The 13,661-nt window shown below is 57.7% G+C and carries 14 protein-coding genes; 8 read left to right on the top strand and 6 right to left on the bottom strand.

All coding sequences use genetic code 11. The features are described 5' to 3' along the window. Positions 1–6: 6 nt before the first annotated feature. From Q674_RS22905 to Q674_RS22895, 3 genes are read right to left on the bottom strand one after another with little or no spacing between them, the layout of a single operon-like run. Complete coding sequence (locus tag Q674_RS22905) at positions 7–708, bottom strand: HAD-IA family hydrolase (RefSeq protein WP_014420123.1); 702 nt, start codon at positions 706–708, stop codon at positions 7–9. A gap of 12 nt (positions 709–720) precedes the next feature. Then, positions 721–981: a zf-HC2 domain-containing protein gene (locus Q674_RS22900; protein ID WP_014420124.1), complete on the bottom strand. Its 261-nt coding sequence runs from the start codon at positions 979–981 to the stop codon at positions 721–723. Then, positions 975–1,592, bottom strand: a complete 618-nt coding sequence (locus Q674_RS22895; RefSeq protein ID WP_031209635.1) for an RNA polymerase sigma factor — start codon at positions 1,590–1,592, stop codon at positions 975–977. The genes Q674_RS22900 and Q674_RS22895 overlap by 7 nt, the downstream gene beginning before the upstream one ends. Positions 1,593–1,841: 249 nt before the next feature. Between Q674_RS22895 and Q674_RS22890 the strand changes: the two genes are divergently transcribed. The 8 genes from Q674_RS22890 (at position 1,842) to Q674_RS22855 (ending at position 12,258) form a co-directional block, all read left to right on the top strand. Beyond that, complete coding sequence (locus Q674_RS22890) at positions 1,842–4,052, top strand: FAD-dependent oxidoreductase (RefSeq protein WP_023007841.1); 2,211 nt, start codon at positions 1,842–1,844, stop codon at positions 4,050–4,052. Continuing rightward, the gene (locus tag Q674_RS22885) at positions 4,018–4,989 is read left to right on the top strand and encodes a radical SAM protein (protein ID WP_023007840.1); all 972 of its coding nucleotides are present in this window, start codon (positions 4,018–4,020) and stop codon (positions 4,987–4,989) included. Before Q674_RS22890 ends, Q674_RS22885 begins: the two co-directional genes overlap by 35 nt. A gap of 31 nt (positions 4,990–5,020) precedes the next feature. Further along, positions 5,021–6,424: a sodium:solute symporter family transporter gene (locus Q674_RS22880; protein ID WP_023007839.1), complete on the top strand. Its 1,404-nt coding sequence runs from the start codon at positions 5,021–5,023 to the stop codon at positions 6,422–6,424. Positions 6,425–6,445: 21 nt separating this feature from the next. Continuing rightward, positions 6,446–7,402 carry a metallophosphoesterase family protein gene (locus Q674_RS22875; RefSeq protein ID WP_023007838.1) on the top strand — a complete coding sequence of 319 codons (957 nt, stop codon included), beginning with the start codon at positions 6,446–6,448 and terminating at the stop codon, positions 7,400–7,402. 149 nt (positions 7,403–7,551) lie between these two features. Further along, complete coding sequence (gene ectA, locus Q674_RS22870; protein ID WP_011783727.1) at positions 7,552–8,067, top strand: diaminobutyrate acetyltransferase; 516 nt, start codon at positions 7,552–7,554, stop codon at positions 8,065–8,067. Positions 8,068–8,248: 181 nt separating this feature from the next. Then, entirely contained in the window at positions 8,249–9,517 is a 1,269-nt protein-coding gene (gene ectB, locus Q674_RS22865; RefSeq protein ID WP_014420132.1) for a diaminobutyrate--2-oxoglutarate transaminase, read from the top strand. Between the two features lie 50 nt (positions 9,518–9,567). Next, positions 9,568–11,025 (top strand): aspartate kinase, encoded by a 1,458-nt coding sequence (locus tag Q674_RS22860; protein ID WP_023007837.1) that lies wholly within the window; start codon positions 9,568–9,570, stop codon positions 11,023–11,025. Positions 11,026–11,265: 240 nt separating this feature from the next. Then, a complete protein-coding gene (locus tag Q674_RS22855) occupies positions 11,266–12,258 on the top strand; it encodes an RNA polymerase sigma factor RpoD/SigA (protein WP_023007836.1) in 993 nt (330 codons plus the stop codon). A 1-nt stretch (position 12,259) separates the two neighbouring features. Here the strand turns inward: Q674_RS22855 and Q674_RS22850 are convergent, their stop codons facing one another. From Q674_RS22850 to Q674_RS22840, 3 genes are read right to left on the bottom strand one after another with little or no spacing between them, the layout of a single operon-like run. Then, entirely contained in the window at positions 12,260–12,715 is a 456-nt protein-coding gene (locus tag Q674_RS22850; RefSeq protein WP_011783731.1) for a DUF3429 domain-containing protein, read from the bottom strand. Next, positions 12,712–13,017: a DUF6482 family protein gene (locus Q674_RS22845; RefSeq protein ID WP_011783732.1), complete on the bottom strand. Its 306-nt coding sequence runs from the start codon at positions 13,015–13,017 to the stop codon at positions 12,712–12,714. Before Q674_RS22845 ends, Q674_RS22850 begins: the two co-directional genes overlap by 4 nt. 57 nt (positions 13,018–13,074) lie before the next feature. Continuing rightward, positions 13,075–13,659: a DNA-3-methyladenine glycosylase I gene (locus Q674_RS22840; RefSeq protein WP_011783733.1), complete on the bottom strand. Its 585-nt coding sequence runs from the start codon at positions 13,657–13,659 to the stop codon at positions 13,075–13,077. Positions 13,660–13,661: the final 2 nt, after the last annotated feature.

Genomic DNA, 13,661 nt, shown 5'->3' with positions numbered 1-13,661 from the left:
TGGATGTTACTTGGCGGCCAGCAGGTGACCTGATAGCTGATCCACGAGCGTGACAAGGCTGTTGGATTGAATGCAGGGGGCTGGCATGGCGGGATGGAACAAGGCGTCCTGGCGCTGAATCCAGCCAGTCAGCAGCCCCGCATTCCGGGCCCCGGACGTATCCCAGGCATGGGCTGCAATCATGGCGGATTGTTCCGGGGCGCCGTCCACTTGGCTTATTGCACTTTCATAGGCAGATCTTGCAGGTTTCCATCGTCTGAAGGTGTCGATTGAAACCACGTGATCCACCAGGTTAATCAGGCCATTTCTGGCAATCAGTGATCGGGTATTCTGTTCTGAGCCGTTGGTAAAGAACAGCACATCCACGCCGCGTTCTTTTGCCAGTCCCAACGCGTCCTCAACGTCCGGATGAGCGTCCAGCTGCCCAAAAACCGGCAAGATGCGATCGATGATGGTGTCGGCGTGTTTCGTTTCGTTGACGCCACCGACCGTGTGCAGCAAAACCTCCAAGGTGCCCCGGGCCATATCGACGAACGGGACGTAACAATCCGTTGCCGAGCTGGCAAAGGCATCTCGGAGCAGTTGAGCAAAAAACAGATCTTTGGTGTGCGTCGGCAGTCCCTCAGCGCTTAGGGCCCGTGTCAGCGCGTTCAGCGAGAAAATCGTTTCAATGACGTCAAAGACAAGCACTGGTTTACGTTTGCACATACAGGCTCCTCGTCAGTCGGCATCTGTTTTTTTGCTTCTGCGGACGCTAAGGGCTTCGGCTACCCGCTCATCAATCTTGCGGAGAAACGCCTCCTCGGTTCGTGCCGAGGCGTGGGCACCCAGCAACTCATTGCTGGCGCGCAGGTTACCGATAAAGGTTCGGCAGTGTTTGCACATCATCAAATGTGTTTTCACCGACAGATTCCGCCGGGTATCCAGTTCGCCGTCGATGTAGTCACTGGCGATCCTGGCCAGCTCGCTGCATTTCAGCATTCGCCGGTCTCCTGAAAGGTTTCTACCATCAGAAAGATCTTCTGCCTGGCACGATGCAACAACACCCGAAGATTGGACGCGCTGACCCCGAGAATGTTACAGAGGTCATCTGATTTATGCTGGTGCGCCTCATAGAGAATCAGGGCGGAGCGTTGGGTTTCCGGCAACGCAGCGAGATGTTTGTCCAGGCACTGGTTAAGGGCGCCATTTTCCATCAGCGTATCGGCAGATTCATGAAATTTCAGCCTGGGGGGTAATTGCCAGTGGCCTCTGGCGTTGAAGCGTTCCGCCAGTTCAGGCTCAAGGCCGTCTGAGTCGTCTAGAGGGACTTCCCGTTTGCTTGCCCGCAGCCGATTCTTGCACCGGTTGGCGACAATGCGGTGCAACCAGGTTTTTAGCCCCGAGCGGCCCTCAAATTTCTGAATGGCGTCGATGACGGCGACCCAGCAGTCTTGCACGACGTCTTCGGCGGCCGTCTCATCAAGGTAAAACCTGGCGACCGCGAGCATACCGGGCGTGAAGCTGCGCACAGCTTCCTGAAAGGCGAGGTTGTCTCCGTCACGCAGCCCGCATACTAGCGCCTGCTCGTGTGGAGGGGCTGTGTGAGTCATGGTTATTCTCTTTCGTGAGCGGTTGTTCAAGAATAGCGGCAAGGCGCCCGATGTGTCGAGAAGTTTCCCTGACTGTATGCACTAACAACTTGTGACTGAATTGTTAAACAATCGTGTGTATTTGATGACATCTGGCAGGGCACGATGACGTAAAACCCAATAGGCATGTTTAAAAGGTGGGCGAGGTGTAACAGGTGTAGAGTTGATGTGTCTCAAAGGTAAACGATAAGTGTTTAAAGGGTTTCTTTCATGACATTGAAAAAGTGGATTCTTGTTTTCGCCATTGCGATTGTTGTGATCGGCTTTATCGCAGCTGGCGGAAATGAACTTCTGACACTGGAAAACCTGAAGAGACATCAGCAGAGTCTTGGCGACTGGATTGATTCGAATCTACTGATTGCGCTTTCCGCTTTTGTGGTGGTTTATGTACTGGTTACCGCATTGTCTTTGCCGGGGGCAACGGTCATGACTCTGGCAGGAGGGGCTTTCTTCGGAAACCTGTACGGATTTGCTGCGGTGTCTTTAGCCTCGACCGTTGGAGCCTCTTTGGCGTTCCTGGCTGCTCGTTTCCTGGTGCGGGATTCGTTGCGCAAACGTTACGGAGACACAGTGGCGAAAATGGACCGTGGCATCGAAAAAGATGGTGCCTTCTACTTGGCCACCCTGAGGCTTGTACCGGTGTTCCCTTTTTTCCTGATCAACCTGGCCATGGGCCTGACCGCCATGAAGCTGCGCACCTATGCCGTGGTGAGCTGGGTTGCCATGTTGCCTGGCACGTTTGTTTACGTAAACGCCGGCACCCAGTTGGGGCAGATTCAGTCCACCGGTGACATTGTCTCGGTTGACCTGCTGCTGTCCTTTGCATTGTTGGGTCTCTTTCCCTTGATTGCCAAGTTTGTGGTGGGCTTCATCCGCCGCCGCAAGGTGTATGCCGGCTGGCAGAAACCCGCGCATTTCGACTACAACCTGCTGGTCATTGGCGGAGGCTCTGCTGGTCTCGTCTCCGCTTACATTGCCGCTGCAGTGAAAGCTAAAGTGGCGCTGATTGAAAAAAACAAGATGGGCGGCGATTGCCTCAATACCGGCTGCGTGCCCTCCAAAGCCTTGATTCGCAGCGCCAGGGCCGCGGATACGCTGCGCCATGCCAATCGGTACGGGCTGGAATCGGTGCCGGTCAAAGGCTCGTTCAAAAACATCATGAACCGCGTCAGGGAGGTGATTGCGAAAGTTGAACCCCACGATTCTCCCGAGCGTTACCGAAAACTGGGTGTGGACTGCATTGCTGGTGAAGCCAGCTTTGTGTCGCCCTGGGAACTGGAAGTAAGGCACAACGATGGCCGCACCGAGCGCCTCACCGCCCGCAGCATCGTCGTGGCCACTGGTGGCAAGCCAGCGGTACCTTCAATTCCTGGTCTGGAAGACATGGAGCCTCTGACCTCGGACAACCTGTGGCAACTGGAAGAACAGCCTGACCGTCTGCTGGTGCTCGGCGGTGGCCCGATTGGCTCGGAACTGGCTCATGCGTTTGCGCGGCTGGGTAGTCAGGTGACGCAGGTGGAAATGGGTGAGCGCCTGCTGGCGAAAGAGGATGCCGATGTCTCTGAACTGGTGTTGAAACAGTTTCGGGCAGACGGCGTGGACGTTCGGTTGAAACATTCTGCCGCCGAGTTTCGTATAGAGGAAGGGGAGAAGGTTGCCTACTGTAAGCATGAAGGTGAGCGGGTACGCATTCCTTTCGATCAGGTTCTCGTGGCGGTTGGCCGCGCAGCCAACACCGCCGGCCTGAATCTGGAGCGTATTGGTGTGGAAACCCTGCCAAACGGAACGGTACCGGTGGAAGAGGACATGAGCCTGAGGTACCCGAACGTGTTCGCCTGCGGCGATGTGGCGGGGCCCTACCAGTTCACCCACGCTGCGGCCCATCAGGCCTGGTACGCGGCCGTCAACGGTCTGTTCGGGCAGTTCAAGCGCTTCAAGGTGGATTATCGGGTAATGCCCTGGGTCACCTTTACCTCGCCGGAAGTGGCCAGGGTTGGGGTGAGTGAGGCTGAGGCAAAGGAAAAGGGCGTGGCCTACGAGGTTACTCGTTATGGCCTGGATGACCTGGACCGGGCCATTGCCGAAAGCGAGGACCATGGCTTTATCAAGGTGCTGACACCGCCGGGCAAAGACAAGATTCTTGGCGCTGTGGTGGTGGGCACGCACGCCGGGGAAATCCTGGCCGAGTTCACCCTGGCGATGAAACACGGTCTGGGCCTGAACAAGATCCTGGGCACCATTCACCCCTACCCGACCTGGAACGAGTCGGCCAAGTACGCGGCCGGTGAATGGAAGCGCTCTCATGCCCCTGAAGGCATTCTGAAGCTGCTGGAGAAGCTCCATGGCTGGCGCCGTGGGAAAAAGACGAATACACCAAGGAGCCACTATGCCCCTGACCAAAACCCGACCGGCCCGCGCTAAACGCATTCCGGCCGTGGAAGTTCTGGAACCCCGGGCCCGTGATAGCTGGACCCACACCCGCAACGGTGATCCCCGGGGATACATCGATGCCGACAGGCTAAAAGAGCTGTGGATACACACCGGTACCGCCTGCAACCTGGCCTGCCCGTTTTGCCTGGAGGGTTCCCATCCCGGTGATGGCCGCATCCCGGGCATGAAGCTCATTGACGTGAAACCGTTTATCCACGAAGCCATTGACATGGGCGTGGAGCAGTTTTCCTTCACCGGTGGTGAGCCCTTCGTGATCCGGGATTTCGTCAATATCCTGGACTACGCGAGCCAGTACCGCCCCTGCTTTGTGCTCACCAACGCCACTGAGCCGCTGCACAGGCGCCAGCACCAGGTGCTGCCCTTATTGGATAACCCCTATCCGATCCACTTCCGGGTGAGCCTGGATTTTCCCGACCGCGTCCGGCACGACAAGGACCGCGGCGAGGGCAGCTTTGATGAGGCCTTGCAGGGCATCCGCTGGCTGATCGATCAGGGTTTCAAGGTATCCATTGCCCGCCAGACCGATCCGAAGGAAATTCCGGCTGATATCGAAGCCGCGTTCCGTGGAATCTTCCGGGAATGGGGCATTCCGGAGGACCTGGCGTTCACCGCGTTTCCGGACCTGGGCACGCCTGGTTCGGAAGATGGCAGCCCGGAGATTACCGAGACCTGCATGGAGAAGTATCCGACGAAGGAATCCCGGTCGCACTTTATGTGCACCTATACGCGGATGCTGGTGAAGAAGGGCGAACAGGTGCGGGTGTATGCCTGCACGCTGGTGGACGATGATCCGCAGTATGACCTTGGCGGCACGCTGGCGGAGAGTATGGACGAGCGGATCATGCTGCGGCATCACCGGTGTTTCTCGTGCTACCGCTTTGGGGCGAGTTGTTCGGCGCCTGCGTAGATCCGTTAAACCGTAAACCAGGAACAAGACAATGAATTTTACCGAAGCATCCCTGTTCTGGGGATTCCTGCTGGTCTACGGCGTGGTTATGTATGCGCTGTCGCCCAAGAGCAAGAACGCAAACTCTTTTTATAAGGGCGCCGATGATCAGGGCAACCCGGTGGGTCAGTGGTCGCTGACGGCGAGTATTTTTATCAGCTGGATCTTTGCCAAGTCGGTGACTAATGCGGCGAATCTTGGGGCGGCTTATGGTGTGGTGGGCGGTCTGGCTTATGCCAGTTACTGGCTGTCCATCCCGGTGGCAGGCTATGTGATTTACCTGATCCGGACCCAGACCGGGGCCCGGAGTCTGCAGGATTTTCTGACCTCGCGTTTCGGGCGGCTGGCCAGTCTGGCGTTTGCCGCGGCGGTTCTTATCCGGCTCTATAACGAGGTCTGGAGTAACACCGCGGTGGTGGGCGGTTACTTCGGGTTGCCCGGTGAGTGGGAGTATTACGCGGCGGCGATGCTGTTTACGGTGTTTACCCTGGCTTACAGTCTGAAGGGCGGTCTCCGGTCCTCGATCTTCACCGATGTGATTCAGGCCTTCGTGTTTGTGTTCTTTGTGGGGGCGGTATTGTTCCTGATCATCCCTGCCAACGACACCAGCGCCCTGTTGACTAATGGTGAATTCCGGCTCAATGCTGGTTTCGACTTGCTGCTGGTGGCTCTGTTGCAACTGTTCAGTTATCCATTCCACGATCCGGTGCTGACTGACCGGGGCTTTGTGAACAAGGAAAAGACCATGCTCAAGAGCTTTGTGGTCGCCGGATTGTTGGGCTTTGTGGCGGTGTTTATTTTCAGTCTGGTGGGCGTTCACGCCCGGCTTAACGGCATTGAGGCCATGGGTAACGCGCCCGCAGCAGTGGGCCAGTCCCTGGGGCTGGCGGCGTTGTTCTTCATGAGCGTGGTGATGATGACCTCGGCCGGTTCCACTCTCGATTCCACCTTTACCTCACTGGCCAAGTCCCTTGCGGTGGATCTGCCTCGCCTGGCGCGGCGTGCGTCGGACAAGCTGCCGAGCATGAGAGTGGGGGCCGTGGTAATGGTGATTTTTGCCTTCCTGGGTAACCTGCCCATGTTCGCCGGTACTGACATTCTCAAGGCGACGACCATCTCGGGCACTATGGTCATGGGGCTGGCGCCGGTTTTTCTTTTCTATGGTTTTACCCAGTGGTCGCCCTGGAGCTTCCATCTCAGCTTCTGGACCGGGCTTGGTCTTGGTGTTCTGTTGGCGGTGGGCCTCATCCCATCAAGCTGGGCGATTGGTGACGGTGCCTATGCGATGTTGCTGGGCGTGAATGCTTACGGTTTCCTGATCTGTACGGTGTGTTTCTTCCTGCCCTTGCTGTTAAAGCGTCTGGCTGGAAAGTCGGTGGCCGCCGAAGGTGCCTGACCAGAACGGAGGGGCCAGATCATGGCTGATACAGAAGGGCGCAGCTGCCCGCTGGCATACCGCTACACGCCAGAGTCTCTTTGCAGAGAGCCGGCGCAGGTTTCTGAGGATGTGCTGTACATCGTCGGTGGTCTTTACGGCAATGCCTTCGCCCTTGATGAAATCGAGGTCATGGTGCGCGCAGAGGAGCGCCATGGCCACCGGGTGAAGCTGGTCTTCAATGGCGATTTCAACTGGTTTAACGCTGACGACACCTTGTTCCGGGAGATCAATAGCCGGATCCTGGACCACACAGCGATTCTCGGCAACGTGGATTATGAGCTCTCGGTCCCCAATGCCGGCGCCGGCTGTGGCTGCGCGTACCCGGAGTATGTGGATCAGGGAGTGGTGGAGCGGTCCAATCAGATGATGGGGCGGCTGCAGGTGGTGGCGGACCGACACCCCGATATTCAAAAGAAACTCTCGTTATTGCCACGATACCGTTGCCTGATATTTGGAGGCCTAAAGGTTTTGGTCTTGCATGGTGATCCGGAGTCTCTGGCCGGGTGGGGGCTGGCTCACGAATCTATTGCCTCGGGCGGCGAGGAAAAGCTGGCGTACTGGTTTCGTGCCACCGGTGCCGACCTGATCGTTTGCACCCATACCTGTCTGCCGGTGATCTGGTCCGGTAAAGTGGATGAAAGACAACGGATCGTGGCCAATAACGGCGCGGCCGGCATGGGTAATCTGCGTGCCGACTCCCGGGGGCTCGTTACCCGCATTGGCTTTACAAGCCCTTTTATGGAGCCGTTGGCGGCAATTGCGCGGCCCGGTCTGCATGTTTCCCTGATGCCGGTGGCTTACGATATCGATGCCTGGCTGGCTCAGTTTGACAGGCTTTGGCCCGAAGGGTCGCCTGCCGCTGTGTCCTATCGAAGACGCCTGACTGACGGCACCCATCTTGTGCCGGAGGGCATCATTTTTCCGTCTTTCCGGTAACCAATTTGTCACTGGCAAATGCTTCAATCCGGTCTATTCTGAAACGATCGGGCCCGGGCCGTGTTGAGTGGCTGGCCGGGGTCGACTTGAAATATATTTTGTGGTCTATATAATTCAACACTAACTTTTGGCAGCGAATTGATCACGTTATGACATCAGAAGGATCGAATACCACCGCCATCACCCTGCGCAAACCCACGAAGGATGATGGCTACAGGCTTCACCAGCTGGTTGCGGAATGCCCACCGCTGGACCCCAACTCGATTTACTGCAACCTGTTGCAGTGCAGCCACTTTGCCGAGACCGGCGTGGCCGCGGAGAAGGAAGGCGATCTGGTCGGCTTTATCTCCGGATACATCCCTCCCCAACAGCCCGAGACCGTGTTTGTCTGGCAGGTGGCGGTTCACGAGAAGGGTCGTGGACAGGGCCTCGCCAAGCGGATGCTGAAGGAAATCGTTGGCCGGGACGCGTGCAGCAATGTCACGCACTTGGAAACCACGATTACCGAAGACAACGAGGCCTCCTGGGCGCTGTTCCGCTCTTTCGCCCGTGACCTGGGAGCCGAGCTCACCTACCACGAGCATTTCGAGAAAGAGACCCACTTTGGCGGCAAGCACGATTCTGAGTTCCTGCTGCGCATCGGGCCTTTCACGAACCCTGTCTGAGAGCCTGTGTTCACGCCTTCTGGCGTGAACCACTGACGAGATTGTAGTAGCCGGCAGGCCACCCGGGGTGGGCCTGCCATACGGCTTAAAGCAACGCTCGGCGGGTCTGTTGCGACCGACACGTTTTACCGACAGGCTCCCGCGCATTTACCTCGAACCTGACATGCTAAGAGGCAAGACAATGGAAATTTTCAAGTCTACTGAATCTGAAGTTCGCGTTTATTCCCGTGCTTTCCCGGTGATTTTCAACCGCGCCAAGAACGCGCATCTCTACACCGAAGATGGCAAGGAATACCTGGACTTTCTGGCCGGTGCCGGTTCCCTGAACTACGGCCACAACAACGACATCCTGAAGAAAGCGCTGCTTGAATACATCGAAGCGGACGGCGTGAGCCAGGGTCTGGACCTGTTCACCACCGCCAAGCACGACTTCATGGAATCGTACAAAAAGCACATCCTCGATCCCCGCGGTCTGGACTACAAGATGCAGTTTACCGGTCCCACCGGTACCAACTGTGTGGAAGCGGCCATGAAGCTGGCCCGCAAGGTCAAAGGCCGTACCAACATCATTTCCTTCACCAACGGTTTCCACGGTGTCACTACCGGTGCGGTAGCGGCCACTGGTAACGAGCATCACCGTGGTGGCGTAGGTATTCCCCTGGGGCATGTCGACTTCATGTTCTACGACGGCTACCTGGGCGAAGACGTTGATACCCTGGCTATCATGGACAAGGTGCTGTCAGACAGCTCTTCCGGCGTTGAGCTGCCGGCTGCCGTCATTGTTGAAGCCGTACAGGGCGAGGGTGGTCTGAACGCAGCCCGTGCCGAGTGGCTCAAAGGTCTGTCCGAGCTGTGCCAGAAGCACGATATTCTGCTGATTGTGGATGATATCCAGGCGGGCAACGGCCGTACCGGCGAGTTCTTCAGCTTTGAGTTCGCCGGCATCAAGCCGGACATTGTGACCGTGTCCAAGTCCCTGAGCGGCTATGGTCTGCCGATGGCACTGGTGCTGTTCAAGCCGGAACTGGACGTGTGGGAATCCGGTGAGCACAACGGTACCTTCCGTGGTAACAACATGGCGTTTGTCACTGCCCGTGCGGCCATTGAAACCTACTGGAAGGACGACACCTTTGCCAACGAAGTGAAGGCCAAGACCAAGGTGCTGGGTGATGCCCTGCAGGCCATCTGCGACAAGTACCCGGGTGAGTTCAAGATGAAAGGCCGGGGCCTGATGCGCGGCATCGAGGCCAAGCATGCAGATCTGACCGGCCCGATCACCAAGCGTGCTTTCGAGCACGGCCTGATCATCGAGACCAGTGGTCCGAACGATGAGGTGATCAAGTGCCTGATGCCGCTGACCACCAGCGAAGACGATCTGCGCCTGGGTGTGAAAATCCTGGCCGAGAGTGTCGATGAGATCATGCAGGAAGGTGTTAGCGAGGCGTCGTAAGACGCCCGCCATCCCACACTTACATTCCGCAGGATAGCAAAGGCAACGACATGACAACGGCACAACATACCGTCGAGAAAATCGGCGGTACTTCCATGAGTAACTATGAGGCCGTGCGCGACAATATCATTATTGGTAAGCGCAAGAAGAGCGACCTCTACCAGCGGATTTTTGTGGTCTCTGCCTACGGTGGCGTGACCAATGAACTGCTGGAGCACAAGAAAACCGGCGAGCCGGGGGTCTATGCCCTGTTTGCCGATGCCGAATCCGACTGGGCCTGGGGCGACGACCTTACCAAGCTGATTCAACTGCTGACGGACATCAACGGTGAGCTGTTTGCCGATCCGATGCTCAAGCAGCAGGCGGACCAGTTCATTACTGATCGCATTGAGGGGGTCCGGGGCTGCCTGATCGACCTGCAGCGCCTGTGTTCCTATGGCCAGTTCCAGCTTGAAGAGCATCTGCTTACCGTGCGGGAGATGCTGGCGGGGATTGGCGAGGCCCACAGTGCTTTCAATACCGCCCTGAAGCTGCAGCAGGAAGGTATTAACGCCCGCTTTGTCGATTTGACCGGCTGGCGCGACAGTGAATTGCTGCCGCTGGATGAAAAGCTCAAGCAGGCCTTCGATGCCATCGACCTGAGCCGGGAACTGCCAATCGTGACTGGTTATGCCCAGTGCAAGGAAGGTCTGATGCGTACCTTCGACCGGGGCTACAGTGAGATGACGTTCAGCCGCACGGCGGTGATCACCAACGCCCGGGAAGCGATCATCCATAAGGAATACCATCTGAGCTCTGCCGATCCGAACATTGTTGGCGAAGACAAGGTGGTTCCGTTAGGGCGTACCAACTACGACGTCGCCGACCAGTTGGCCAACCTGGGGATGGAAGCGATTCACCCGCGGGCTGGTAAAGGTTTGCGCCAGAACGAGATTCCGCTGCGGGTGATGAACACCTTTGAGCCGGAGCACACTGGTACGCTGATCACTGGTGACTACGTCAGTGAAAAACCCCAGGTGGAGATCGTGGCAGGTGCCAAAGGCGTATTTGCCATTGAGGTGTTCGACCAGGACATGCAGGGCGAGCCGGGTTCCGACCGCCGTATCCTGGATGTACTGAGCCGTTTCAAAGTGCGGTTCATGTCCAAGGACACCAATGCCAATACCATTACCCACTACGTGGATACCACGCTCAAGCACGTGAAACGGGTGGTCAAGGCACTGGAGGAAGAGTTCCCCAATGCCGAAATCAGTACCCGCAAAGTGGCCCTGGTGTCTGCCATTGGCAGTGATATGAAGGTGCCGGGCATTCTCGCCCGTTCGGTAAAATCACTGGCTGACAAGGACATCAGCGTGCTGGCGATCCACCAGTGTATGCGCCAGGTGGATATCCAGTTCGTGGTTGACGAAGACAAATACGACCAGGCGATTGTGGCCCTGCACGGCGCGCTGATTGAGCCTCATAACCACGAATATGCCATCGTGGCGGCATCAACCACCGCCGGCTAGGAATTACCCACAGGCGGAACCGGTCGCTTCGTCTGTGGGTAATGGAGGAGTCTTGCCTCCAGATCGGGCGCCCGGTCGGCCGTCTCACAACCTGTGAGGTTTCATGGCCGGGCGTGACCGATCCCTCCCCCACTCATCCTCCTTTCTGTATTCCTGTATTTCGGTTTTCCCCTCGCTGCCGGGGAATCCATGCCTGCCTGATCTGCGTATTCTCAACAAATATCAAATGGGTACCGAGCCATGCAGATACAGAGCCGGCCGGGACCGCTTCCGACGCTGCCCAACGATGGTGAAAGGGATTCCCTGGTCGGGTTGTATTTCAGGGATGCGTCCCGGCATGACCTCCTCAGCGAAGCCGATGAACGGCGTCTGGCCAGAAAGCTGATCCGGTCGCTACGGGTGATTCACACCGAACTGGCATTACCCGAGGACACCCCACAAACCTTGCGGGATGTGATGGGCAGCATCGGTGATGCCTGTGCTTTTTCGGCCCGCTGTCGCCGGGCTTACCACCTTGCCCTGGCCTGCCGTCACCGCCTGATTCAGAGCAATCTGAGGCTGGCGGTACATATCGCCCGCCGCTACGGCCATCATGGCATTGCCATGTCGGACCTGATCCAGGACGCCAACGTCGGGCTGATCAAGGCCGTAGAGCGCTACGACCCCGGCAAGGGCTTCCGGTTTTCCACCTACGCTTACTGGTGGATCAGCGAGGAAGTGCGCCGCTGCCTGCAGCGGGGTGTGCGTGTGGTGCATACGCCGGAAAACGTGGTTGAGGAGATCCGCCAATTGCAGAAGGTATCCATGCGTTTGCATCAATCCCTCGGCCGGGAGCCCACCCAGTCCGAGCTGGCCCGGGAAATGGAGGCCACACCCTCCAGGATTGGCGAACTGAGAGCCTTGGCGGCCCGGGAAGTTTCAACGGATGTACCGCTGGTCGAAGATGGATCGGTGACCCTGGCCGACAGTCTTGATGCGGGTGCCGATACCCGCCCGGATCAACCGTTTCGGGCGCGGGACCGGATGATTCGGCTGGAGCGCATGATGGGGGCGTTGTCGGACCGGGAGCGGGATATTCTGACCCGGCGTTACGGGCTTGGCTTGATTGAACCGGAGACCCTGCAAACGATTTCGGAACAGCTGGGTCTCAGCCGGGAGCGTGTGCGACAGATCGAGAAAGGCGCTCTGAGAAAACTGCAGACCCTGTTTGGAACCGATCCTGACGGTGCCTGAATCAGGCACCGTGCAGCAGGAAGAACCAGCCGGCCACGGTTAGCTGGCAAGCCAGTACCACGGTGGTCAGCACCAATCGCATCTTCAGATACCAGGCCGGCCAGTAGCTTCGCATCCAGCGGGCGTCTACCAGATACAGCAACAGGAACGCGACGATGTAGAGCGGGATTTTCTGCGGCGTCTGTAGCAACAGTCCGATACCGGCGGCAACGAAGAACAACTGGCTCAGCAGCATGGTCACCAGGGGCGATTGCGGGTAGGAGCGGTTTTCCAGCTGCATGGCAATGGTCCAGTAGATTCCGCCCATAAAAGCGAGAATACCGGCACTGTAAATATAGAACCACGCCAGAATGGCAACGCTGTTGGCTGGCATCAGGAACAGGCCAGCGGTGCCTAGAATGAATGGAATCAGGCCGGCAATGCCGACCAGAACCGCGAGGCGAGCAACTGAAATCACGACTTCTGCCTCTGTACCTGTATCCGCATGGGCTCAATGTCTGCCGGCGCCATCCCGATCATTTCATGGTACGCCGAGGGATGCACCACCTGGGTTTCGCGAATGGTGTAGCTGGAGAGGGTGTCCTGAATCTGCCAGGCGCTGCGGAACAGCCGGGTCTGCCCTTTATGGTCCGACAGTACCTTCATGCCTTCAGGGCCATGCAGGCGAGCCATGTACTGTTGGCCCTCCAGGGAGAGGATCTCCAGAAGGTCGATCACCGGTTGTTCCAGGTTTTTGAGTTCGTCGAGGGTAATGCGCACCGTGAAGCTCCCGAAATGATGTGTCAGGGGAACTTACGATCAACCGGCCCGGTAAGATCATTGTGCCAGTTGCCGGCACTCCGTGTGGGCATGGCAGGACACCAGATGATCATTGACCATGCCGGTGGCCTGCATGAAGGCGTAGACGATGGTGGGGCCCACAAAATTAAAGCCTGCTTTCTTCAGGGCCTTGGACATGGCTTCAGATTCCGGCGTGGTGACGGGGACCTCGGCCAGTGTCTGCCACCGGTTCTGGATGGGCCGGCCGTTGACGAATTGCCAGAGAAACTCTGAGAACGAGATGCCCTGATCCCGCAGAGCCAGGAACCCCCGGGCATTGCGGATGATGGAATGGACCTTCAGGCGATTCCGGATAATGCCCGGGTCTGCCAGCAGGCGGGCGATATCGTCCTCATCAAAGCGGACAATCTGCTCCGGGTCAAAGCCGGCGTAGGCCTGCCGGTAGCTTTCCTGCTTGCGAAGGATGGTAATCCAGCTCAAACCGGCTTGCTGTCCGTCCAGGCAGAGCTTTTCGAACAGCGCCTGATCGTCATATTCCGGGCGCCCCCAGACGGTGTCGTGGTAGTGCACGTACAGTGGGTCGGTGCCGCACCAGGGGCAGCGGCCGGTCGTCTGGGGCATGG

This window comes from Marinobacter sp. EVN1 (assembly GCF_000475375.1).
Taxonomy (GTDB): domain Bacteria; phylum Pseudomonadota; class Gammaproteobacteria; order Pseudomonadales; family Oleiphilaceae; genus Marinobacter; species Marinobacter nauticus.
Note: the sequence above shows the minus strand (reverse complement) of the source record. Positions and strands in the feature narration are given on the sequence as shown.